Below are 23961 nucleotides of genomic sequence, written 5' to 3'. Positions count from 1 at the left end.
AAGCGGTCCCCTAAACCCAAAAACCGGACCAGGACAACCCAGGACCGGACTACAGCAAACCAAAAATCACACGGGACCGGCGCAACGGCCGGGCGGAGATCCCATTCAGTGGAACCCCGGCCCGGCCATCACGCCCGAATTTGCAGGCTAAGCCCCGCCGCCGGCTGAGAAGATGTCCTGGGAGATCTTCTCCAGCTGCCCCCGCAGCTGCTCCAGCTCTTCCTTGGCCTTATCCAGGGCGGCCTTCGTCTCCGGCCAGGTGGACCCGCGGAATTGCGCGGCGAGCGGACCGTCCCAGATGTTCGGGTCGGACAGAACCCGGCCCTGCGCATCCAGCGCGGAAATCTGGTCCGTGAAACCGCCATTGATGATCGACTGGACCTGCCCGATGGCAGCCTTCGCTTGCTCAGTAGACAACACACGCGACATAAGAAATTTTCCTCCCCAAAAAATTTAACCAGGACATCGCCAGCCACAAAAGGCCAGCGACCAGACAGCATGACGCTACCAATTCAAGCCAATAAATCCAACAAAAGAACAAACAAATGTTGCAGGTCATGACGGCAGTAGGCTGAGCACGCAGCCGGCGGATCCCAGATTAGTCCATTCGCAAGCGCAACCCCGTATATCCTTCTTGTTGGCACCGTGAACGATTGAGGGGACAATCATGCCCAGATGGACCAATACTGACCAGCGAAACAGGGAACGGCGCATGGCGCCGGGCCGGACGTTGGGGGCACTGCTTGTCACCTTGGGGCTCATTGCCACAGCGTCCTGCACACCGCCGCCCGAACCGGAACCGGTAGCCAACCCGGTCAAGCTCCTGCAAAGCGTCCGCGTGGGCCTTTCCGCGGCGGCAGGGGTGCAAACGATTGAGGGCACCACCATTTCGGTGTCCGCAGCCGGCGACTCGTCCGCGGCGGACACAACGTACAAGGCTGCCGACGTGGTGGGCGAACTGCCGGTCCGCGTCAGCCTGCAGTACCGGGCCGGCGAGAAATCCGGTTCCGACCTTTCCGAGCTGCAGGGACACACCGGTCCCGTGGAGATCAACCTGACGTTGGAAAACCTCACGGTCAAGCCCCGGCAGGTCCAGTACGACGCAGCGGGCCAGGCCCGCACCGATACCGCGTTGGTGGGGGCGCCGCTGACCATCGCGGCCGCCACGAAGCTCGCAGGAGTGCGGGCCGACGACGTCACTGCAGGGTCCGCGGACGGGGCGTCCGGTACCAACGGCGTTCTGAGCAGCACCGGGGATGGTGCCACAGTGGTCCAGTGGGCCACCGTACTGGCACCGCCGCGGTCCGGCGCCAGCACCACACTGCGCCTGGTGGCTGATGTCCGGGATTTCCAGGTCCCCACCTTCGATGTTGCGGTCCAGCCGGGCCTCAACACCGACCTCAGCGCGGACGGCGTCCTTGCCGGCGCTTTCTCCTCCGGGACCGGCTCCGAGCTTGAGCTGCAGCGCCGCACCATCTCGCTGGTCTCGGACGTCAACACGGTCCTGACCAAGGCCGGCTCCACCATCACCGACGTCCGCCGGAACCTCCAGGTGACCTCCCAGACCCTGGGTGCCAAGACCGCCGGCGAACTGAGCACCAACTCCAAAGCCCTGGCCGACACCATGGTGGACCTCAAGGGACAGCTGCAGCGGCTCGGCACCGACCTGGAGTCCGCCACCAAATCAACGCAGTCCACCACCTCGGCACAACTGAAGGTGACGGTAGCCGCCGTCGACGCAATGCTGGGCGACACCACGACGGTACCGCCAACAACACCCATCACGGGCGAGGGCTGCACCGCCGATGTCGCCAAATCCGGCTCGTCCGCCACGGTCTATTCCAGCATCCAGACCATGGCCTCCCAGCTGGATGCCTACGCCAAGGTCAGCACGGACTGCCGGGACCTGGTGGCCGGGGCCATCAAGGCAACGATGGGCCCGGAGAACCCCACCATCGAAGACTGCGCCGAACAGGGTTCCATGACCTGCTCGCTGCTGGGCTCCGCCATCACCGTAACCGGCGCCCTCCTGGGCCTGGTGGCCAAGGGTGATGAGCTGGTGGCCGGACTGCAGCCGCAACTGGTGGAAAACGCCATCAAGGACCAGGCAGCGTCCACGGCCACCCTCAAAGAAGTCCGCGCCAACGTCACCGCCGTCCTGGCCGGGGCCACCACCCCGCAGGATTACAAGGCGGCCCTCAAAACCGTGGACAACGAACTGAAGGCCGCCCGTAAGTCCGTGACTGCCACGCTGGACGCAACAGGAACGGCCCGCGGCAAAGTCAATGCCCTGCGCGACAAGCTGGTGGCCATCAGCGAAACCGCCGCGGACGCCCGCAGCGAATACGCGGACGGAACGTTGCTTGAGGGCTCCATGAGCCTCCAGGTCCAGCAGCTTGCCGATCAACTGTGCGAGATGGCTGACGGCAACTTCCCCCGCGGCGGCCGGCTTGCCGCCGGACAGGTGGATCGCCTGCGCGCCTACCTCACGGATGTTCCGTGTAAAACCGAGGACGAAAAAATCGTACCGGGGAAGATCGGGCTGCCGGACGGCTTCGAGGCGCCGCTTGATGCGCGGTTGGAAGACCAGTCCGATGCGTGGGACGAAGTCCTGACCGCTACGGACACCTCGTCTGTGGACGCAGAAATCGGCCAGGCTTTCGCCGCCATTGAGGAGGCAGCCGCCGGCACCAACGCCGGGCTGGACGCCGTCGAAATGGCTGTGCAGGCGCTCGACGGCGCCGCCACGGGAGGCGTCGACGGAACCAGGGAAGACCTCGAGTCCCTCGCCAAAGCCTTCGACGAAGCGATCGGCTCCTCGGCGCAGGTGGGTACAACGCTGGGAAAACTGAAGGAACAGCAGGACGGGCTTGGCGACAAGATCACCAAGTCGTTCGGTGACACCTTCAAAAGCACCACCGCACAGGTTCAGAAGCTGGTGGACGAACAGGTCCGCCAGGTCGCTGAAATCGGCGACGCCGGCTCCACCTCTGTGGTGACGGCCTTCAACCGCTCCATTGCCGGGCTGAAAACCACCTCTGACGAAGTGGTCAAGGATGCCGGGGCCACGGTGGACAAGCAGCGCGGGGAACTGCAGGAACAGGAGTCAGCGCTTGCGGCTTCGCTGGCCAAAGGCACCGAAGCTTCGCTGGAACGCATCGCCACCAGCACGTCCGGTTCCACCCGCGACGTTGAAGGTGCCAGCGCATTGCTGTCCTCCAGCCTCAACAGGGTCATGCTGGACCTCGGCGACAGGTCGGTGAACGGTTCGGGCCTCCTGGGCTCAATGGCCACCAGCGCCGCCAAAGCGGACACCGCTGACTACCAGCTGGCGTTGGCTTCCCAGAACGCCGAAGGCTACGCCAACATCCGGTCCCGGGACGTGGCAGGGCTCCTGCTGCGCCAGGCCCAGTTCAAAGCCTCCCTCACCGCGGTGGACGAACTGCCGCCGTTCCACTTGGAAGTTCCTGCCGGCGCCACGTCGCAAACCCTCTACACCCTGAAGATCGGCGGCACCGCATGAGTTCGCGCAGCAGGCTCATTACCCTGATTGCCGCCGGCGCCGCTGTGGTTGTGGTGGCCGCCGTCGTCCTGTCCCTGGTGCTGACCCGACCCAAGGAAACCCCGCTGCCTGACCCGGTAGCTGCGACGGTTCCCGTTGCGTTACAGGCCGACGGACTGCCCAAGGACGCCTCTGTGGGCGTCATCCTCACCCTGGGCCAGTCCGGCGAGCCCGGGTCGGAATACAACCGGGCAGCCCAGGGTGCAGTGGTGGCTGCACAGCGTTTTGCGCAGGGCGGCACTCCGGTGGCCCTCCGGGCCGAGAATGACAGGGGCACGGAGGACGGCGCCCGCGCCGCAGTCCAGGCCCTGTCCGGGCAGGGAGTGTCCGGCGTCGTGATCACCAGCACCGGGCCGCAGGCCCAGGCCGCGGCGCAGAAAGCTGCGGAGCTTGGCCTCCCGGCAATCCTGCCCTACACCGAACCGTCCGCCGCCGCGCCCACCACCTGGACCACCGGACCCACGGCAACCGCCGTGGACACTGCCCTGCAAAGCGCGCTGGCGGGAAAAACCAGGGTGCTGATCGTCGCGGACGGCGCGGCTGCCCCGGCATCGGTCCGGAGCGTGCAGGCACTGAACCTTGAAAACTTTGCTGACGTCGCGGAGCTTGCCCAGGAAGCCGCCGTCCAGACCGGCGACCAGTTCCGGCCGCTGGCCGAAGACGCCCCGGAAGGCACCGAACCGGTCAGGGTCGCCGAACCGGCAGACGCCCTGGTGGTCTCCGCGGCAGCCCCGCAGCGCCTGGCCCGCCTCGTCCAGGCCCTGCAATCCCGCGACGTATCCGTCCCGATGGTCCTGCCCGCCGGCGCTGCCACACCCGCATTCGCCACTACCCTCGCGGAACTGGACGGCACCGCCTCAGGCCAACTCGTCACCGTTACCCCCGCTGCAGGCGACGCCACGGCCCTGCAACAGGACGCCCAGGGCCGCGGCATGTCCGCGTTCCTGTCCGCCGTCCGCCTGGCGGCCGGCAACACAACCATCACCAATTTGACCGGAGATGCCCCCTTCTCCGCCGATGCGTGGGCAGCAGACGCCCGCAGCCACGACGCCATTGTCGCCCTTGTCCGGGCCGCGGCCCTGGCCGGAAGCAGTGAGCCCGCCAAGGTTGGGGCGGCCCTGGGCACCCTGTCCTTTGGACCCGGTGAGGGCCTGGCCGGCCCGGCCCTCGACTTCTCCCGCCCCGCAGCCTTGACGGCACCGGCGGTTCCCGCCTACGCCTCCGCCCAGGACCTGGGGCTCCGGCCACCGGACGAGGCAGCGCCGCGCGTTGTCTGGGTACCCGCCCCCGCGGGTTCCTGACCCACCTGCCCTGACCCGCCCGGCGCGGACCGCCACCACCTGACTACGGAAGGACCGCCCCGATGCGTGTGCTGATCGACCTGGACGAACGCCGCTTTGAATGCGAGGTGGCCCGCGCCGCAGCGGCCACCACACTGACAGACCTCGTGGCGGCCGCAGGCGGACCCCACCTGGCTCCGGACGAGGCGGTGTACGTCAACGAGGCGGAGGTGCGCGGTTCAACTCCGGTGTCCGAACTGGTCCTCCTCGAAGGCAGCCGCATCTCCCGCAGGCCCTGGCAGGTCCCGCACCGGGTGCCCGGCTGGAGCGTGACGCTGGCCGGCGGGCAGCGCACCGGCGGAGTGGTTGACGTACCCCAGGGCCGCGAGATGCTGATTGGCCGTTCGCCGCAGGCGGACCTGACCCTGCCCACCGAGAGCGCTTCCTGGGACCACTGCCGGCTGCGCCGGGAGGACGACGGGTTGCGGGTGCTCGACGGCGGATCCACCAACGGGACGCTGGTGAACGGGGAGCGTTTGGGCGAAGCCGGCGTCCTGGTCACGGGAACAGCCACCATCACCGCCGGCGGGACGGTACTCCTGTTGCGCCCTGCACTGGAGGAACCACCGGCTCCCGCGCCCGGCAGCCTGCACAACCTCACACCGGCCGCCACGGCACCGTTTAACCGGCCACCCCGCCCCGGCCGCGCGCCCGCCGGAGACCCGCTGGTTCCGCCGAGCCGCAAAGACGTACCGCCCGCCGGCAAGTTCAGTGTCATCACGGTCCTGGCCCCGCTGGTGATGGCGGCCGCGATGGTGCTGATCCTGCGGGACATGCGGTTCGCCATGTTCGCGATGCTCAGCCCGGTCATGGCCGTAGGCATGTGGTTCGAGCAAAAACGCCGCTATGCCCGCAACCTTAAGGAGGAGGACGCCCGCTTCGCAGGCGCCCTCGAGGAATTCGAAGAACAGATCCGGCAGGCCGCCGCGGAGGAAACCGCCCGGCGCCACCGGATGATCCCCGATCCGGCCACCGTGGTACGCCGTCCGGCGCTGCCCGCCACGTCCCTGTGGCAGCGCCGCGCGGACGCCGACGACTTCCTGGCCCTGCACGCCGGCACCGGCGATGTTCCCTGGCGGCCTGAACTGGACCGCTCCGCGAGCACCCGCCTCGACAGCGAGGTCAAGGACTCCCTGGCGGCAGCGCGGCTGCAGGCAGCACCGGTACTGGTGGACCTGACCGACGCCGGTGTGGTGGGCATGGTGGGCCCGCGTGAGGGCACTCTGGCCCTGGCCCGTTCCCTGGTGGCCCAGGCGGCCGTGCATGTGGGCCCCGCGGACCTGACCATCGGCGTCTTCTGCGACGCCGGCCGCGCGGACGAGTGGGAATGGGCCTCGTGGCTGCCCCACACCCGCCAGACCGGCAGCAGCACCGGCGAACGGTGGATGTCAGCGCACCGGGAGACGGGCGTTGCTATGCTGCGCTCGTTGAAGGACAGCGTGGCGGAACTGGCCACTCCCGCGCTCCTGGTGGTGCTGGACTCAGAAGTCCTCACCGAAGGCAGGGACGCCCCCGCCCGGGCGCTGCTGGGCATGGGCCGCTCTGCCCCGGGCGGCTACGTCAACCCGCAGCAGCGCCCTCCGCGGGTGGCGGGCATTGTCATCGCCACGTCCGAAGAGCAGCTGCCGGCCTCGTGCACCACCATCATCCGGGTGGGTGCGGACGCCGCGGCGACGGTGGAACAGCCGGAGGACCTGACCCGGGTGGAGGATGTCATCCTGGCCGGCCTCGACGAGGAGGAGGCGCTCAGCTGCGCCATGCGCGTGGCGCACTTCGACGACCCCGAACTGAGCGTTCCCGGCGCCTCCCTCCCCCCGCTGGTCCGGCTTCCGGAACTGCTGGACTACGACCGCCCGGATGCTGCCACCATCAGCCGGCTCTGGCAGGCGGCCACCGGAATTTCGACGCCGATCGGCACCGGCGAGAACGGGATCCTCACCCTGGACCTGGTCAAGGACGGCCCGCACGGCCTGGTGGGCGGCACCACCGGATCCGGCAAGTCCGAGTTCCTCCGCTCGCTGGTGGCGGGCCTCGCCGCCCGCAACGATCCCACCCGGCTGAACTTCATCCTGGTCGACTTCAAGGGTGGGGCCGCCTTCAAGGCCTGTGAACGGCTCCCGCACACCATCGGCACCATCTCCAACCTGGATGAGCAGCTCGCCGACCGCGCCCTGCGTGCGCTGGAAGCCGAAATGGAACGCCGCCAGCGGGTGTTCGCCGCAGCCGGAGAGGGCGTCGACAACCTGTCCGCCTACCTCGCCACCAACCCAGCCGAGCCCATGCCCCGGCTGCTGCTGGTGATTGACGAGTTCGCCATGCTCGCCAAGGACTTCCCCGACGTGCTTAAGGCCCTGGTCAGTGTGGGCGCCGTGGGCCGCACCCTGGGTGTGCACATGATCCTTGCTACGCAGCGCCCCGCAGGCGTGGTCAGCGACGACATCCTGGCCAACACCAACCTCCGGGTAGCGCTGCGGGTCCAGAGCCGAGAGGACTCCAACAACGTGATCGGCGTGCCGGCCGCCTCGGCGATCGGGCGCGCCCAGATGGGCCGGGCCTTCGTGAAGCTGGGCCAGGACGACATCACCCCCGTGCAGACGGCCCTGGTGACGGGGCAGGCGCTGGTGGGCGGCGGACCCGCAGTGGACGTGCGGGAAGTGCGCCGGTTCGGCGTTCCCGCCCCGTCGGCAGCGCCGGCCCGCTCCGCCGCCTCTGACGAGAACGACCTGGACCTCCTGATCGATGCCGTGGTGCAGGCCAACACCGAGGCCGGCTACGCGGCGCCGCGCCAGGTGTGGCCGGAAGCGCTGGGCGAACGCGTGGAACTGGCAGGCTTCCTGGCCCGGCCGGATGCCGGCACTTCCGCGGAACCGGCATCGGGCGGGCCCTCGGCGGGCGGGCCCTCGCCGGACGGGACAGTTGCGGACGGGACAGCGGCGGAAGCGACGGCGGCGCAACCGTTGGCAGCCGCCCTGCCGCAGGTGGGTTCAGTCCAGGGAAACACCGTGCTGGTCACCGTGGTGGATGAACCCGACCTGCAGCGCCAGTCGCCGTCGGGCTGGGACATGTCCGTGGGCAACCTGATGCTGATGGGGGTGGCCGGATCCGGCACCAGCACCACGCTGGCTTCGATCGCCCTGGCCCTGGCCAAGGACACCGATCCCGCCAGCCTTGACCTGATGATCCTGGACATGGGCTCCCGCGAACTTGAGCCGCTGAAGGACCTGCCGCATACGGTGGCCTATGTGGGGACCGGCGCCGGCGCCAAGGAACAGCAGGCCCGCTTCCTCCGGCACCTGAACACCGAGCTGGAAAACCGGCGCGCAAACCCGGACAGGGGCCGGCGCACCGTGGTGCTGCTGGATGGACTGGCCTCGCTTCGGGACGAGTTCCAGGACTTCGAAGGCCAGCAGATGATGGCCCTGTTGTACCGCGCCTACGCCGACGGACCGGCGCTGGGCCTCTCCTTCGCGGTGTCCACCACCCGGGCCAAGGCCGTGCCTTCAGCCATGAACGAGGTGACCCTGCAAAAGTGGCTCTTCCGCCTCGCTGACACGTACGACTACTCTTCACTCGGTGTCCGCGGCAAGGAGATCCCGGCCCCGCTGCCCGGGCGCTGCGTGGACCCCCGCACCGCGCTGCAGATGCACGTGGCCACTCCCGGCATCGGGATGGCGGCGGCCGTTGAGCAGGTGCGGCAGGGCTGGGCGCAGGCACCGGCCAAGGCACCCGCCATCCGGCGCCTGCCCTCCAACGTCACGCTGCAGGAACTGGCCGTGGAACCCCGCCTCGACGCAGAACCCTGGCTGGTGCCGGTGGGACTGCAGGAAGCGGACCTGTCCCCCGCGTTCCTGGAGATCTACGAAGGTGAGCACGCACTGGTGGCCGGCCCCGCACGGTCCGGGAAGTCAACGCTGCTGCTGGCCCTGGCCGGGGCCGTCCGGGGCAAGCCAACGTCCCGCGGCCCCGCGCAGGTCTGGGCCATCTGCGATCGGCGCTCACCCCTGGCCCTCGCCGGCGCCGGCCTGGACCGGGTGGCGGTGGGCGCCGACGAGGTGCCGGCGCTGCTGGCCTCCCTGCGGCTGGAACGCGGAACGGTGTTCCTGCTGATCGACGACGCCGAACGCTTAGACGACGGCGACCAGTCCATCGCCGGGGTGGTGGCCTCCGGGCAGCCGGGCCTGTGCATCATCGCCTCCGGCAGGGCGGCGGACCTCCGCAGCCTGTACAGCCACTGGTCCAAAACAGTGCGCAAGTCACGGCTGGGCGTCCTGTTGCAGCCGGACGTCAATTACGACGGCGAGTTGCTGGGTGCGGTGGTGCCGCGGAAGGCTCCCGTGGCGTTGACTGCCGGGCGCGGCTACCTGAGCGTAGGGGGCCAGATGGCGCTCATCCAGTCCATGAGCGCCGACGGCTGATACGGGCGGCGCCGGCGATGCAGCGGCGGCGCCTACGATGGCAGGGTGGCCGGAACGGTGGCCCTGGGGAACCGGATCGACAGCGTTGGGGAGTACGGAATGCAATTCGCACAAACGGGTGAGGCACTGGGGGCCTCCTACCGCTTCGGCGAACGGGTGGGCTCAGGTGCCGTAGGCGAGGTTTGGACCATCACCGCCGCGGACGGCCGCACACTGGCCGCCAAGGTCCTGCGCCCCGAGCATGCAGATGATCCCTCCCTGGTGGAGCGGTTTGTCCGGGAACGGTCTGTGCTGCTGGGCCTGCAGGACCCGCACATCGTGACCGTGCGCGACATGGTGGTGGAGGGCCAGCGGCTGGCCATCGTGATGGACTACGTCCCCGGCGGCTCGCTGCGGGACGCCGTGAAGGCGGCAGGAACGCTTGGCCCCGCCGATGCCCTTAACGTCACCGCCGAGATCTTCGACGCCCTGGCCGCCGCGCATGCACGCGGCGTGACCCACCGCGACATCAAACCGGACAACGTGCTCCTGGCCCGGCCCTGGGCCGAGCGTGAACAGGGCGATGTCCGGGTTTCCGACTTCGGCATCTCCGATGTTGTGGGCGAGCGGATCCGGCAGACCACCGGCCTGATCGGCACACCCCAGTACATGCCGCCGGAGCTCATCAGCCAGGGCAGGTCCGGCCCAGCCGGCGACGTGTATTCCACCGGGGTCCTGCTGTACGAACTCCTGGCTGGCCGCACGCCGTTTGCCGGGCCCGGGACGGATTTCAGCGTGGCCTACCGCCACGTTTCCTCCCGCCCGCCGCGGATTCCGGTGGCCGACGCCGTCTGGGAGGTCCTGGACAGCCTGTTGTCCAAGGACCCGGCCCAGCGGCCCACCGCCAGGGAGGCGGCCTCGACCCTCCGGCGGCTGGCGCCGGGACTTGCCGGCGCCAGCCCGCTGGACCGCACCGGCGCACCCGAGGACTTCGCCGACGTCGAACGTCCCGCCACGGTGGTGCGCGGCGCCTTTACCGACGACGAGCTGGCGGCGTTTGCCGCCGCCCCGGCCGTGGAAGGTGAGGTTCCCGAACTCGGCGAGGCAGGCAGCGCCACAATCGTCCGCTCGATGCCCCGCCGGGACGTCCGGGCCCCCGCTGAGCAGGCACCGGCAGCCGAGGCCGGCACCCCGTTCTGGCGCACCCGAAAGGCGCTGATCCTCGGCGGAAGCGCTGCTGTCCTGCTGGTGGGCATGGTGGTGGGGTTTGTGGTGCTGGCACCGGCTGCGCAGGAGGCGGCGCCGGCCGTCGCGGGCCAGTCCCTGTCGGCGCAGCTGCAGGACCCGGCGCTGCCAACCGGGCTGACCATCTCACGGTCAGCAGCCTTCGAACCCGCCACCGGAGAGGTCCGCCTGACGGTTTCCTACGCGGCGCAGAAAGCGCCACTTTCCGGCGACTTCCTCGAGGTCATTCCGGGCCTGGCCGGCAGCAGCACCTGCCCGGCAGCCACCTGGGACGGCGGGTCCGTCAGCCGGAACCAGGCCTCGATCACGGGCCTGGACGTCAGCTGCGGCTGGAAGGTCTCGGGACTGGACATTCCCGCCGGCGGCTCCAAGCAGGTGACCGCCAAGGTGCCGGTGGCTCCGGCGGACCAGCAGGCGCTCGATGCGTGGCTCCGCAGCGGCTCCGAGGGGACCCGCGACGCCACCGCGGATCCTGCGGTCAAAGGCACCGCCTATCCCGTCCAGCGGCTGCAGGGCGTCGAGGTCCGCACCCCCGCCCGTGTGGTGACGCCCAGCCCCCTGACCATCACGGTGGTGCCCGTGTGGGCGGGCGGGGCCGACGAACTCAACCCGCTCTACGTCAGCCCCGCGTCGGGCCGCCCGTCCCAGATGCTTGATGCCGTGGCAGCCGGCGAGAAGGGGGTGCGTTTCTCCGACGGCTGCGGCGGCGCACTGGCAGTGGACAGCTCCGGCCTCACCGTAACGGCCCTGCAGATCACGCCCCAGTGCACTGTGCGCGCCACGGTTGGCAACTTCACCGACCTGCAGTCACAGGCTTTTGGCATCACGTCGCGCGAAAGCTCCGGCAACTGACACGAAGGCGCCGGAGCGTGGGCCCGTTGCGGGCCACCCCGGGTCAGCACAAGCAGCAGCCGGGTCAGCCCTTCGGCGTCACCTGCAGCCGGTCAAAGGCCACCACGGCGCCGGCCGTATCAAGCACCACCACGTCGTCGCGGCCATTGCCCACGCCCGCGGGCAGGATGAACTCCAGCGTATTGGCCATGGTGGGGAACAGCCAGCCGATCCGGTCTGCCTTCTTGTTCAGGTACACGTAGTACCACTGGCCGTCCTCCAATCCCTGCAGCACCACTTTCTCCCCCGGTGCGTACTTGGCCCCGATCTGCAGGTCGATGGGCGACGCAGCGCTTGCCAGCTTCAGCGTCCCGGCAGCCGGCTCGGAAACCGGTTTAGCCGGTTGACGATTGAGCACCAGCGCTTCTCCGGTCACCGTTAGTGCTGCAGGCTGCAAACCGTTGTCCGCCGTGGCCTCGAAGGACACCGGCGCCAGGGTGCCTGCCGCCACATCGGCGGCTGTCAGGCGGTATTCGCGGGCAGCAGACACGGATTCGCCAACGGCGAGCGCCGCCGTTGTGATCCCCGCGGCATCTGCGGCCAGGCCGGTCAGCGGCACGTTGCCCGCGTTCCCCACCGTGTACGTGTAGGTGACAAGGTCCCCGGCGCTGGCGTACCGGTCGCCGTCGGAATCTGCCCATGCCGCGGTGACCGTGCCGTCGAGCCTGGCCTCGCGGACCTTCAGATCCACCTCGCCGCCGTCGACCGTGTAAGTTTTGGCCGTCTGCCCTGCGGCAGACACCTCCCAGGTCGTGGCCGGCGTGAAGTAGCCTTGTTCGGCCTCAGCGGCGGTCACCGTGTGGCGCGGCGTGGCGCAGGTGTACGACTGTCCGGCCGGCAGCACGGAGTAGCGGCAGTTACCGGCCCCTTCGGGCAGGAATGGGCCGAAGTTACCGCTCGTGGGAACCACTTTGGTCACCAGCGGGCTGGTGTTGGACACCGCAAACGAATACGGCACCTGGCTGCCCGCAGCGTATGGCTGGGTTGCCAGGTCGCGCCCGACGTCGGCCCTGGCACCCCTGATATCGGCGCTCACCAGGCCGTCGCGCAGGGCAATCGCGGCGCCCGCGAAGGACACCGTCCGGGTCAGCGACGGGGTGGCACTGGCCGTGACATTAAAACCCGCCGTGGGGACGAAGTAGCCGCGCTCCACGTCTGCCGCCGTGACCACGTGCCTGGCCGTGGCGCACGTATAGGAGGCCCCGGCTGCCAGGTTGTTGTACCGGCAGTTGGGGGCTGACGGCGGCAGGAACCCCGAGTCGAACGTCCCGGACACCGGCACAGCGTTCGCCGTCACAGTGGAGGTGCTTTTGACCGTCAGGGTGTAGGTGATGGTCTCCCCCACGGCATAGGGATTGGCCTGCACGTCCCTGCCCGGAGCCGTTCCGCTGATGGCCAGCCCCACCTGGGCATTGACGGGAGCCGTGGCCGCAAACGTCGACTGCGATACCCGGCCATCCGCCGTCGTGAACGCAGCGTTGAGGTTCTGCACGCCGCTGGCGCCCGCCGGGGCGGTCAGTGCCACGTTGACGGTGGCCGAAGCTCCGGGCGCGACGGCGGGGACCGGTACGGTGGTTGCCGACCAGCCGACGGGCGTGTAGACAGTCGCCGTTGCACCGGTCAGCGTGGCCGCCTCTTGATTGGTGACGGTGACTGGCACCTGGGTGGTTGCCCCACCGGCCACGGCAGTGCCCGGGACGGCCAGCGGTGCGCAGGCGTAGTTCAGCCAGGCATCGTTGAAGGACGCGAACTGCATGTTGTCCGTGTAGTTGCCCTCGTAGAGCAGGCCGAATGCGCCGTCCTGCAACCGGCTGATGGTCGAGTAAGCCGAGAATCCTGAACGCACGGTCCGCACGCCCGGCCAGGTTGCACCGTCATCGCAGGACACCCGCACCGAAACGTTTTCGCGGGCTGTCCTGGAATTCGAGTTGGTGAACACGAGCTTTTTGGCGTCCGCGGAACCCTGCGCGGCGTTAGGGAACATCCTCGCGATGGACCCGTTGTTGGCCGGGTCCGGCAGTTCCGTGTCCTGGCTGACCGGCCCGTACGTTGCGCCGCCGTCAGTGGACACCGCCACCTTGCGGTATCCCTGGTTGGCATTGTCGCGGGAGTTCAGCAGGATGCGGCCATCGGAGAGTTCCACGGTCTTGTTTTCGTCCATCCGGTCGCCCACGTTGGCGCCCTTCTGCCACGTGAGGCCGTGGTCGTCCGAGTAGACGCTGTAGGCCTGGATTTTGTTGCCGCCATCTGCCTGCCGGATGTCGCCGGCGTATTGCTGGATCAGCCGGCCCTTGTGGGCACCGTACTTGAGCTGGATGCCCTCACCCGAGGATGCGAAGTTGGACCGGACGTCACCCGCCACGGGGCTCGTTTTGCTGGTGCCGGGCTTGGTTACGTTGGTGATGAGCCGCGGCTGGCTCCATGTCACGCCGCCATCAGCGGATTCGATCACGGCTGACGAGATGACATTGCGGTCAGCATCGCTGTTGCCGAACTGGCTCCCGCCGAAGCCCTGGTCCTTGGAATAGACGAAGAAAGCGAAGACCTTGCCTGCCTCGGCATCGAAAATGTAGGAGGGGTCGCTGTAACCGTACTTCGGGCTGCTTGCATCGCCCGGCTGGCCTGCGGCGATGGTCTGCACCGGCCCCCAGGTGGCGCCGCCGTCCGTGCTGCGGCGCTGCACAATCGAGTTGGCGTTGGGAGCATCGGCGGCACTGCCCGGCCGGCCGTCCCACGCTGCGAGGACCACGTTGTTGCCAAGGTACGTCAGGGCCGGAATGCGGTAGAAGAAGTTGGCCGCCGTGCGATCGGCGCCGAGGTTCTGTTCCGCGAAGCTGCCCGGTGGGGTGGCTGGGTTGGGCGAAGGGATGGGTGCGGCATTGGCTGGAAGGACGCTGGCGGCCAGCAACGCCAGCCCGGCGGCGCTGGCGCCGAGGGTCCGCGCCGCGCCTCGAAGTGCGGGTCTTTGGTTTTTCATACCGTGGTCCTCTCGTCTGCGACGGTGAGATCGGGAAGGCGTGTGTTGTAGCTCATACATACAACGTCCTACAACATACGTTGGAAGTCAGCGCCTGGCTAGCCCCCTACCGCCCCCGCACCCCAGTCCCTAGGATGAAGGTATGACATCCCATCTCCAACCCATCCGTGAGCAGGTACTGGCAACCCGTGGCGTCGGCGGCTACCGGCAGTACCGCATTCCCGCCTTGGCCGTCACGAGGACCGGCACCCTGCTGGCCGCCTACGACGGTCGGCCCAACCTCGACGACCTGCCCAACCCGATCGACCTGCTGCTGCGACGCAGCTCCGACAGCGGACAGACCTGGACCGACCAGCAGGTGGTCCGTTCCGGCGTCGGACTGCAGGGATTCGGCGACCCCAGCCTGCTGGTGGACAGCCACACCGGGCGGATCTTTATGTTCCACGCCGCCGGTACGCACGCAGGCTTCTTCGAAGCGGTGGAAGGACTCGAGCCGGACGATGCAGTCCAGCACGCCGACCTCAGCTTCTCCGACGATGACGGCCGCACCTGGCGGCACCGCAGGATCACCGACCAACTTAAAGTCCCGGGCGTCACCGGCCTTTTCGCCGCCGCCGGTCAAGGCATCCAGATCCACACCGGCCCCTTCACCGGCCGCCTGGTGCAGCAGTTTGTCCTTTTGGTGACCGGCCAGATCATGGCGGCCTCGGCCTACAGCGACGACCATGGCGACTCATGGACCCTGGGGGCGCTTCTGGGACCGGGGCCGAATGGGATCAATCCCAACGAAAACAAAGTGGTGGCTTTGCACGATGGGCGCCTCCTCCTGCACTCCCGGGCCACTCCGGCCCGGCTCGCCGCGCACTCGGACGACGGCGGGGCCTCCTGGAGCGATCTGGCTCCGGTCCCGGACCTCCCGGACCCCAGCGACAACGGTTCCCTGGCACGGTTCGACGGGTTGCCGGCGGTGACCGGGCATGCCAGGCAGGAAACCGATGGCTGGCTGCTGGCCACGAACAACAACGACACCCTGCTCCGGCGGAACACCACCCTCAGCCTCTCCACGGACAACGGCGCGACGTGGCCCCGGAAGCTGGTCCTGTGCCCCGGCAGCTCCGCCTATTCCACCGCCTGCCGGCTGCCGGACGGCAGTGTTGGCGTGCTGTATGAGCGCCAGGGGTACCGCGACATTGTTTTTGCGTCAGTGCCAACGGCAAACCTGCTGGCCGGGCAAACGCCAGCAGAGCCCCCGGAACCACGCAACGGCAGCCTCGGCTTCGAGATGGAGCTGCGCTCCATTACCCCGGGCAGGCCGGCAGACTGGCAGGACGTTGGCGAGTCGCACGCACTCCCGGCCAACGATGCCGGCTGGGACGCCCATACCTGGAAAGAGATCGGCCACGGATATGGCGCCCAGCAGATCCTCGGCAGCAGGGAAGCCCAGGACCTGAATTACGGCCCCATCAGCGCGGGCTACAAAGCGGGTGATATCTTCGCCTTCACCGGGCGGGCCAGCAACAACGGCCCGGCACCCGCAGCACTGGTAACACTCCACGGGCCCGGCGCCGACGCCTTCGAACCCACGGACCTCAAGACCGGCCACGAAGCCCGTTTTTTCACCCCCACCTACACCGTCACGGAAGCCGACGTGGCAGCGGGAACGGCCACTGTCACTTATGTGCTGACGGCCACAGTGGGAGCAGGACATGTCCGGACAGGCAAGGAGTTTGTCTGCAACACCAGCACCGGTGAGATCCTCGAGCGCCTGCTGGACAGTGACAGCCTGCTGCAGGCTCCGCAACCGGGCGCAAACCCGGCGCCCCTTGACGAACCCCTGTGATGGCCCTTACAGTTTTCTTACGAGCTCGGACATCCTACATCCGATAAACCCTTTCACATGGTGAGGCCCTCATGAACACCCTCAAGCACCTGCCGCTGGTCAATGACGCCAGCCGCCGCAATTTCCTCAAGATCTCCGGTGTTATGGGCATCGCAGCAGCCATCACCACCTCCGTTGCAGCCTGCGGCGGTCCCGCGGCCACCACCACCGGCTCCGCCACCAATACGGCAGCCGTCAACAAGGACCTCACCATCGAGGCAGGCATCTCCTACGCCCTGTCCACCGGCTTCGATCCGATCTCCTCCTCCGGCGCCACACCCATGGCGGCCAACCTGCACGTCTTCGAAGGCCTGGTGGAACTCCACCCGGCAACACGCAAGCCGTACAACGCCCTCGCCGCGTCGGACCCCACCATGGTCAACGAGACCACCTACCGGGTCACTCTCCGCGACGGTGCCATGTTCCACAATGGCTCCCCTGTCACCACAGAGGATGTTGTCTTTTCCTTCACCCGCGTGATGGACCCGGCCAACAAGTCCCTGTTCTCCCAGTTCATTCCCTTTATCCAGGAGGTCAAGGCGGTCGACGCCAAGACCGTGGAGTTCACCCTCAAGTACGGCTTCCCGGGCTTCGGTCCCCGCATCTCCGTGGTGAAGATCGTCCCCAAGGCACTCACCAACTTCCCGGTGGGCTCCGACCAGCTGAAGGCTTTCGACGCCGCCCCCGTTGGCACCGGCCCCTACAAGCTGATCTCCGCCGTCAAGGACGACAAGATCATCTTTGAAGCCAACAGCGCCTACAACGGCCCCATGCCGGCACTCGCCAAGGGCATGACCTGGCTCCTGCTCTCCGACGCCGCGGCCCGCGTGACCGCCATGCAGTCAGGCCGCGTGCAGGCCATTGAAGACGTCCCCTACCTGGACGTTGATGGCCTGAAAGCCAAGTCCAGCGTGGAGTCGGTGCAGTCCTTTGGCCTGATGTTCCTGATGTTCAACTGCTCCGCTGCCCCGTTCGACAACAAAAAAGTGCGCCAGGCACTGCACTACGGCCTGGACAAGGACGCCATCATCAAGAAGGCCCTGTTCGGCAACGCCAAGCCGGCATCGTCGTACTTCCAGGAAGGCCACCCGGACTACGTCAAGGCCAAGAACGTCTACGGCTACGACGCCCAGAAGGCGGCCGACCTGCTCAAGGAGGCCGGCGTCACCAGCCTCGAGTTCGAGCTCCTCACCACCGACACCGCCTGGGTCAAGGACGTAGCTCCGCTGATGCTCGAGTCCTGGAACAAGATCCCCGGCGTCAAGGTCACCTTGAAGAACCTCCAGTCCGGTGCGTTGTATTCAGACCGCGTGGCAAAGGGTGACTACACAGTGGTTGCCGCCCCCGGCGATCCGTCCGTCTTCGGCAACGACGCTGACCTGCTCCTCAGCTGGTTCTACGCCGGTGACACGTGGATGAAGAACCGCGCCTTCTGGGCCACCACTCCGGAGCGCGCCGCCCTGGTGGACCTGATGTCCAAAGCCGGCCGCGCGTCGTCGTCGGAAGCCAAGGCACTGACCGGCCAGATCGTTGACCTGGTTTCCGAGGAAGTTCCCCTCTACCCGATGTTCCACCGCCAGCTCCCCAGCGCCTGGGATTCCACCAGGCTCAGCGGCTTCGCGCCCCTCCCCACCACCGGAGTTTCCTTCGTTGGTGTGGGCCGCACATCCTGATCTGATCAACGGAGAAGACATTGACCACCATATTGCGACTGCTGGGCAGACGGCTCGCAGCGTTGCCCCTCATGATCCTGGGCATCACGCTGCTGGTGTTCCTGGTCCTGCAGGCAGCACCGGGCGACCAGGCCAGCAGTGCCCTGGGCGAAGGTGCCAGCGAAGAGGCCAAGGAACAGTACCGGGAGTCCAACGGGCTCAACGACCCTTTGCCCCTGCAGTACATCAGTTTCCTGGGCAGGCTCCTGCAGTTCGACCTTGGCGTCACCACTCCCCCGGCCAAACCGGTTGCCGGCATGATCGCCACGGCGTTTCCCCTGACGCTGCAGCTGACCTTCCTCGGCGTCATCATCGCCGTGGTGGTCTCGCTGGTCTTCGGCATCATCGGCGCCCTGTACCGGGATAAGTGGCAGGACCAGGTGGTTCGTGTCTTCTCCATCGCGGCGGTAGCAACACCGTCGTTCTGGCTGGGTATCCTGCTGATCCAGTGGTTCGCCCTGGGCAGCAACCCGCTCTTCCCGTCCGGTGGAATCGCGACGCCCGAATCCGGCTTTGGCGGCTGGCTCAACTCCATGGCCCTGCCGGCCCTGGCACTGGGCATCCCGGTCTCCGCTTCCCTCATCCGGGTGGTTCGCACTTCGATGGTGGAGGAACTGGACCGCGACTACGTCCGGACGGCCGTCGGCAACGGCGTGCCGTACCGCGAAGTGGTCTCCAAGAACGTCCTGCGCAACGCCCTGGTGACTCCGGTAACCGTGCTGGGCCTGCGCGTTGGCTACCTGCTGGGCGGCGCCGTCGTGATCGAAATGATCTTCGCGCTGCCGGGCATGGGTCAGCTGATCCTCAACGGCATCACCAACCTGGACGTCAACCTGGTGCAGGGCGTGGTGCTCACCATTTCCGTCACATTCGTCCTGGTGAACATCGCCGTGGACCTTCTCTACCTGCTCATCAACCCCCGAATCAGGACCGTGTGACCCATGCGCAGCAAACTCGCTGAACGCCTGAGCGCCCCCGGACTCCGCTTCAAGGCCCTGCCCTGGAGCTCCCGCCTGGCCCTCGTCTTCCTTGTGATCATTGCCGCGGCCGCCATCTTCGCCCCCGTTCTTGCGCCGCACGATCCCCTGGAATCCTTCACCCCGGCCACCCCTCCCGGCGGCGAGCACCTCTTCGGCACCGACCGGCTGGGCCGCGACATCTTCTCCCGGCTGCTGTTCGGTTCGCAGTCCTCGCTGCTGATCGGCCTCGGCGCCGTGGCCCTCGCTGTCCTGGTGGGAGCGCTGCTGGGATCCCTGGCAGCCACGTCCAGCAAGACCGTCAATGAACTGATCATGCGCATCATGGACATCCTGATGGCCTTCCCCGGCATCGCTTTGGCCGCTGTGCTGCTGGCAGCATTCGGCAACTCCGTGCCCACCATCATCCTGGCGATCGCCATCATCTACACACCGCAACTGGCCCGGGTGGTCCGCGCCAACGTGCTCTCGCAGTACGGCGAGGATTACGTCCGTGCCGAGCGGGTCATCGGCGCCAGCCGCTTCTACATCCTGCTCAAGCACATTGTCCGCAACACCGCCGCCCCGGTGCTGGTGTTCGCCACGGTCATGGTGGCTGACGCCATCATCCTCGAAGCGTCGCTGTCCTTCCTCGGCGCCGGCGTCCAGGATCCGGCACCGTCCTGGGGCAACGTGATCTCCTATGGCCGCAATCTGGTGCTCTCCGGCGGCTGGTGGGCCACTACCTTCGCCGGCCTCACCATCCTGCTCACGGTGCTGGCCCTGAACATCCTCGCCGAAGGCCTAACGGATGCCATGGTCAACCCCAAGCTGCGGCGCGCACCGGCGGTAAAAGACGACGACGGCGCTGCCGCCCTCACCGCCGTCGACGCCGTGGTGGGCACCTCAGTTGCCCAGGGCTCCGTCGTGGAGCAACACGAACTCGACGCGGTGCAGGCCGCGCCGCGGCACAGCCTGTCCGACGACGGCATGGGAGCAGGTGCCGGCATGCCGGATCACGGCGCCGCCGTGATCTCGGCGAACCCGAACGCCCGGCTGGACGAAGAACTCCTGCGCCTGGCCGCAGTGGAAGCCACCCGGACCGACCGGCTGCCCCAGGTTCCGGCCGATGCGCGCACAGTGCTCGAGGTGACCAACCTGTCCATCAAATTCCCGGGCCGGTTCGGCGCCACGGCCATCGTGGACAACGTCTCCTTCACCGTGAAGGAAGGCGAAACCATGGCGCTGGTGGGCGAATCCGGTTGCGGAAAGTCCATCACCTCCCTGGCCATCATGGGGTTGTTGGCCAAAACGGCGGAGATCACCGGCTCCATCACCTTCGACGGCAAGGAACTGCTGGATCCCGCCCGCAAGCACAGCAGCATCAAGGCTTACCAGGGCCTTCGCGGGGAGCAGATCGCCATGGTCTACCAGGACGCGTTGAGCTCGCTGAACCCGTCCATGAAGATCAGGGACCAGATGACCCAGTTGACCCGGCGGGGCGGTCGGAAGACGCCCACCGAGCTGCTGGAAATGGTCAAGCTGGACCCGGTCCGGACGCTGGCAAGCTACCCGCATGAGCTGTCCGGCGGGCAACGCCAGCGCGTCCTGATCGCCATGGCCCTGTCCCGTTCGCCCAGGATCGTGGTGGCCGATGAGCCCACCACCGCCCTGGACGTCACCGTGCAGAAACAGGTGGTTGACCTGCTCAACGACCTCCGCGAAGAGCTTGGCTTCGCCATGGTGTTCGTCAGCCACGACCTGGCCCTGGTGGCTTCGCTGGCACACCGGGTCACCGTTATGTACGCGGGCCAGGTGGTGGAATCTGCGCAGACCTCCGCGCTGCTGCAGGATCCACGCCATGAGTACACCCGCGGCCTCCTGGGCGCTGTCCTCTCCATCGAGGCGGACGCCACCCGGCTGCACCAGATCCCCGGCACGGTCCCCTCCCCGCAGGACTTCGCCCCCGGCGACCGTTTCGCGCCCCGGTCCCTGCGGGCCGACGCCGATCCCAACCAACGCCTGGTCCTCACCCCGGTGTCCGCCGGTTCAAGGGTTCCTGCCGGTTCCCCGGCTGCTGCCGAACCTGCCACCTCCACCGGGGCTTCGGATGCAGAACACTTCTGGGCCAGCCACCTCAAGGAGGACGCGAAATGAACGCCGCCACCGGCACCCCCGTCATTGAACTCAGGGACGTCAAAGTCCACCACCGGGCCCGCTCCGGATCGCTCTTCAAGCCCACCATCGTCAAGGCCGTGGATGGCGTGGACTTCAGCATCAGCCGTGGTGAAACCGTCGGCATCGTGGGTGAATCCGGTTGCGGCAAGTCCACCCTGGCCGCCGTGCTGGTGGGCCTGCAGCCGCCCACATCCGGTGAGGTACTGTTCCACGGCAAGCCCGCCATCAAGCGGAACGCCGCCATGCGCAAGGAATTTGGCCGCTCCGTTTCGGTGGTCTTCCAGGACCCGGCAACGGCCTTGAATCCCCGGATGACCATCGCGGATATCCTGACGGACCCGCTCCAGATCCACGGGATCGGCACCGCAGCGTCCCGCGCTGCAAAGGTGGACGAACTGCTGGCGCTGGTTGGCCTGCCGGCCTCTGCAGCCGGGGTCACGCCGTCGCAGGTTTCGGGCGGCCAGCGCCAGCGCGTGGCAATCGCCCGGGCACTGGCCCTGGACCCGGACATCATTGTGGCGGACGAGCCCACCTCCGCGCTGGATGTTTCGGTGCGGGCCCAGGTGCTGAACCTGCTCTCCGACCTGAAGACCCGGCTGAACCTGGGCCTGGTGTTCATCTCGCACGATATCCAGACCGTCCGCTATGTCTCGGACCGCATCTGCGTTATGTACTTCGGCAACATCGTTGAACAGGGCCCCGCCGCGCAGGTCTTCGACACCCCCAGCAACGACTACACCCGCAAGCTGCTGGGCGCCGCTCCCAGCCTGCTGCACACCTGAATTTTCCCGCTTCGCTTTTCAACCATTGGAGTTACCCCATGCCCCAGTTTTCCGGCGTCATCCCGCCCGTCGTCACTCCCCGCCACACCGATGGCAGCATCGACACAGATTCCCTGAAGAACGTCACCAAGCATCTGCTCGACGGCGGCGTCTCCGGTCTGTTTGTCCTCGGCTCCTCCGCTGAGGTGCCCTACATGACGGATGCCGAGCGCGCCCTGGTGGTCAGCACCATCGCGGAGGCCAATGCCGGCGCCGTCCCGCTGATTGTGGGCGCCAACGAACAAACCACCAACCGTGTGATCGAAGAGGCCAGGAAGGTCATCGACCTGGGCGCTGACGCGATCGTTGTCACCTCCATGTATTACGCCATTGGCAACGCCGCCGAGACCGAGACGCACTTCCGGGCCGTCCACGCCGCCGTCGACAAGCCCATCTTCGCCTACGACGTTCCCGTCCGGACGCACTTCAAGCTCCCCGTTGACCTGCTGGCACGGCTGGGCCGCGACGGCGTCATCACCGGCGTCAAGGACTCCTCCGGCGACGATGTTGGCTTCCGCCAGCTGCTGCTGGCCACCAAGGACAACCCCGGGCTGAGCATCTTCACCGGCCACGAGGTGGTGGTGGACGGCGCCCTCCTGGGCGGGGCGCACGGCGTGGTCCCGGGCCTCGGCAACGTTGACCCGGCCGGCTACCGCCGCCTGTTCGATGCTTCCCAGGCCGGCGACTGGGCCGGCGCACGCCGCGAGCAGGACCGCCTGGCTGACGTCTTCGAAATCGTCTTCACCCCCAACGGCCGGGTCTCCGGGGGCGCTGCGGGACTGGGTGCGTTCAAGACCGCGCTGCAGATCATGGGCGTCATCGAGTCCAACACCATGAGCGTGCCCATGCCGGCACTGAACGACTCCGAGACCGCCGCCATCAAGCTGATCCTGGCGCGTAACGGCCTGGTCTAGGTTCTACTGGGGTGTTGGGCACCCATCTTTTGCCGGTTGCTGCGCTCGTTCCTCGCGCTTTGACGCAACCTACGCAAAAGATGGGCGTCCAACGCCGCCTCCCGTAGTCCGGCTCCCCCGCGATCCCCTGTGAGGAAGAAATTGATGTACGCGATCGGTGTTGACCTGGGTGGCACCAAGACTGCTGCCGGGGTTGTTTCCGGAGCCGGGGAGGTCCTGTTTTCGGAGACCATTCCTACGCTGAACCGCGGCGGCGGCGCGGCGATCCTCGATGCTACTGCTGCGCTGGTTTCGGGGCTCATTTCCCGGGCCGTTGCTGCCGGGATCACCGTCGACCGCGTCGGGGCTGGTTCTGCCGGGGTGATCGATGCATCGCGCGGGGTGGTGGTTTCGGCTACCGACGCGATCCTCGGCTGGGCCGGGACGGAACTGACTGCCGGGCTGGCCTCGCGGCTGGGGTTGCCGCCGTCGTCCGTGCGGGCCGTAAACGACGTCCACGCCCATGCGCTCGGCGAGGCCTGGACCGGCTCCGCCGCCGGAACGGCGAGTTCGCTCCTGGTGGCGTTCGGTACGGGCGTCGGCGGCAGCTTTGTCCTGGCCGGCACTCCCGTCCTGGGCCATCGCCACGTGGGCGGGCACGTGGGCCACGTCGCCTCGCCCTATGCCTACCACAACGGTGCCGCGCTACCCTGCGTCTGCGGCCACACGGGCCACGTCGAGGCCATCGCCTCCGGACCGGCCATCCTCGAATCCTTCCGCCGCTTCGGCGGCCCACCCCAGGTCCGGGACACCCGGGCCGTCTTTTCCCTGGCGCACGACGGCGACGCTGCCGCCATCAAGGCGATCGGCATCGGCGCGGGTGCGGCGGGCCAGGTCGTGGGCGGCCTGGCCAACATCCTGGACCCTGCCGTGGTGGTGGTTTCCGGTGGACTGGCCGATGCCGGCGACCTCTGGTGGCGCCCGATGGAACGCGCGCTGAGGGCCGAACTCCTGGCCCCGCTGGCGGACGTGCCGGTGCTGCGGGCAGCCCTGGGCAACACAGCCGCCATTGTGGGCGCCGCGAAACTCGTTCTGAACCCATGCTGAACCACT

The 23961-nt window shown here is 67.7% G+C and carries 13 protein-coding genes; 11 read left to right on the top strand and 2 right to left on the bottom strand.

The window, feature by feature from the left end; all coding sequences use genetic code 11:
* Nucleotides 1-147: 147 nt before the first annotated feature.
* Nucleotides 148-420: a pyrophosphorylase gene (locus tag ACU18_RS05520; protein ID WP_231686007.1), complete on the bottom strand. Its 273-nt coding sequence runs from the start codon at nt 418-420 to the stop codon at nt 148-150.
* A 247-nt stretch (nt 421-667) separates the two neighbouring features.
* Between ACU18_RS05520 and ACU18_RS05515 the strand changes: the two genes are divergently transcribed.
* The 4 genes from ACU18_RS05515 to ACU18_RS05500 all read left to right on the top strand — a co-directional run bounded on the left by ACU18_RS05515 (nt 668) and on the right by ACU18_RS05500 (nt 11393).
* Complete coding sequence (locus ACU18_RS05515) at nt 668-3523, top strand: hypothetical protein (protein ID WP_050684526.1); 2856 nt, start codon at nt 668-670, stop codon at nt 3521-3523.
* Nucleotides 3520-4863 (top strand): hypothetical protein, encoded by a 1344-nt coding sequence (locus ACU18_RS05510; protein ID WP_050684525.1) that lies wholly within the window; start codon nt 3520-3522, stop codon nt 4861-4863. The genes ACU18_RS05515 and ACU18_RS05510 overlap by 4 nt, the downstream gene beginning before the upstream one ends.
* A gap of 62 nt (nt 4864-4925) precedes the next feature.
* Entirely contained in the window at nt 4926-9317 is a 4392-nt protein-coding gene (locus ACU18_RS05505; RefSeq protein WP_050684524.1) for an FtsK/SpoIIIE domain-containing protein, read from the top strand.
* Nucleotides 9318-9416: 99 nt separating this feature from the next.
* Nucleotides 9417-11393, top strand: a complete 1977-nt coding sequence (locus tag ACU18_RS05500; RefSeq protein WP_050684537.1) for a serine/threonine-protein kinase — start codon at nt 9417-9419, stop codon at nt 11391-11393.
* A gap of 64 nt (nt 11394-11457) precedes the next feature.
* Here the strand turns inward: ACU18_RS05500 and ACU18_RS05495 are convergent, their stop codons facing one another.
* Nucleotides 11458-14409, bottom strand: coding sequence for an exo-alpha-sialidase (locus ACU18_RS05495; RefSeq protein ID WP_050684523.1), 2952 nt, complete (start codon nt 14407-14409; stop codon nt 11458-11460).
* A 142-nt stretch (nt 14410-14551) separates the two neighbouring features.
* Here ACU18_RS05495 and ACU18_RS05490 point away from each other — a divergent pair, with 142 nt between their 5' ends.
* From ACU18_RS05490 to ACU18_RS05460, 7 genes are all read left to right on the top strand, one after another.
* Nucleotides 14552-16249: a sialidase family protein gene (locus ACU18_RS05490; protein WP_050684522.1), complete on the top strand. Its 1698-nt coding sequence runs from the start codon at nt 14552-14554 to the stop codon at nt 16247-16249.
* 71 nt (nt 16250-16320) lie between these two features.
* Nucleotides 16321-17961 carry an ABC transporter substrate-binding protein gene (locus ACU18_RS05485; RefSeq protein WP_050684521.1) on the top strand — a complete coding sequence of 547 codons (1641 nt, stop codon included), beginning with the start codon at nt 16321-16323 and terminating at the stop codon, nt 17959-17961.
* A gap of 20 nt (nt 17962-17981) precedes the next feature.
* A complete protein-coding gene (locus ACU18_RS05480) occupies nt 17982-18938 on the top strand; it encodes an ABC transporter permease (protein ID WP_124091717.1) in 957 nt (318 codons plus the stop codon).
* Between the two features lie 3 nt (nt 18939-18941).
* Nucleotides 18942-21113, top strand: coding sequence for a dipeptide/oligopeptide/nickel ABC transporter permease/ATP-binding protein (locus tag ACU18_RS05475; RefSeq protein ID WP_050684519.1), 2172 nt, complete (start codon nt 18942-18944; stop codon nt 21111-21113).
* Nucleotides 21110-21916, top strand: coding sequence for an ATP-binding cassette domain-containing protein (locus ACU18_RS05470; protein WP_050684518.1), 807 nt, complete (start codon nt 21110-21112; stop codon nt 21914-21916). The genes ACU18_RS05475 and ACU18_RS05470 overlap by 4 nt, the downstream gene beginning before the upstream one ends.
* 38 nt (nt 21917-21954) lie before the next feature.
* On the top strand, nt 21955-22869 hold the full coding sequence (locus ACU18_RS05465) for a dihydrodipicolinate synthase family protein (RefSeq protein ID WP_050684517.1): 915 nt from the start codon (nt 21955-21957) through the stop codon (nt 22867-22869).
* A gap of 141 nt (nt 22870-23010) precedes the next feature.
* Nucleotides 23011-23955 (top strand): ROK family protein, encoded by a 945-nt coding sequence (locus ACU18_RS05460; RefSeq protein ID WP_082178199.1) that lies wholly within the window; start codon nt 23011-23013, stop codon nt 23953-23955.
* The last annotated feature ends 6 nt before the right edge of the window (nt 23956-23961 follow it).

Origin of the sequence: Arthrobacter sp. ZBG10 (genome assembly GCF_001238605.1) — a bacterium.
In the GTDB taxonomy this organism is placed as follows: domain Bacteria; phylum Actinomycetota; class Actinomycetes; order Actinomycetales; family Micrococcaceae; genus Arthrobacter.
Note: the sequence above shows the minus strand (reverse complement) of the source record. Positions and strands in the feature narration are given on the sequence as shown.

Bases quoted from the DNA above. Each gene is read 5' to 3' on its own strand.
- ACU18_RS05475 (WP_050684519.1), top strand. From the start codon at position 18,942: ATGCGCAGCAAACTCGCTGAACGCCTGAGCGCCCCCGGACTCCGCTTC.
- ACU18_RS05495 (WP_050684523.1), bottom strand. From the start codon at position 14,409: ATGAAAAACCAAAGACCCGCACTTCGAGGCGCGGCGCGGACCCTCGGC.
- ACU18_RS05465 (WP_050684517.1), top strand. From the start codon at position 21,955: ATGCCCCAGTTTTCCGGCGTCATCCCGCCCGTCGTCACTCCCCGCCAC.
- ACU18_RS05510 (WP_050684525.1), top strand. From the start codon at position 3,520: ATGAGTTCGCGCAGCAGGCTCATTACCCTGATTGCCGCCGGCGCCGCT.
- ACU18_RS05490 (WP_050684522.1), top strand. From the start codon at position 14,552: ATGACATCCCATCTCCAACCCATCCGTGAGCAGGTACTGGCAACCCGT.
- ACU18_RS05470 (WP_050684518.1), top strand. From the start codon at position 21,110: ATGAACGCCGCCACCGGCACCCCCGTCATTGAACTCAGGGACGTCAAA.
- ACU18_RS05485 (WP_050684521.1), top strand. From the start codon at position 16,321: ATGAACACCCTCAAGCACCTGCCGCTGGTCAATGACGCCAGCCGCCGC.
- ACU18_RS05505 (WP_050684524.1), top strand. From the start codon at position 4,926: ATGCGTGTGCTGATCGACCTGGACGAACGCCGCTTTGAATGCGAGGTG.
- ACU18_RS05500 (WP_050684537.1), top strand. From the start codon at position 9,417: ATGCAATTCGCACAAACGGGTGAGGCACTGGGGGCCTCCTACCGCTTC.
- ACU18_RS05515 (WP_050684526.1), top strand. From the start codon at position 668: ATGCCCAGATGGACCAATACTGACCAGCGAAACAGGGAACGGCGCATG.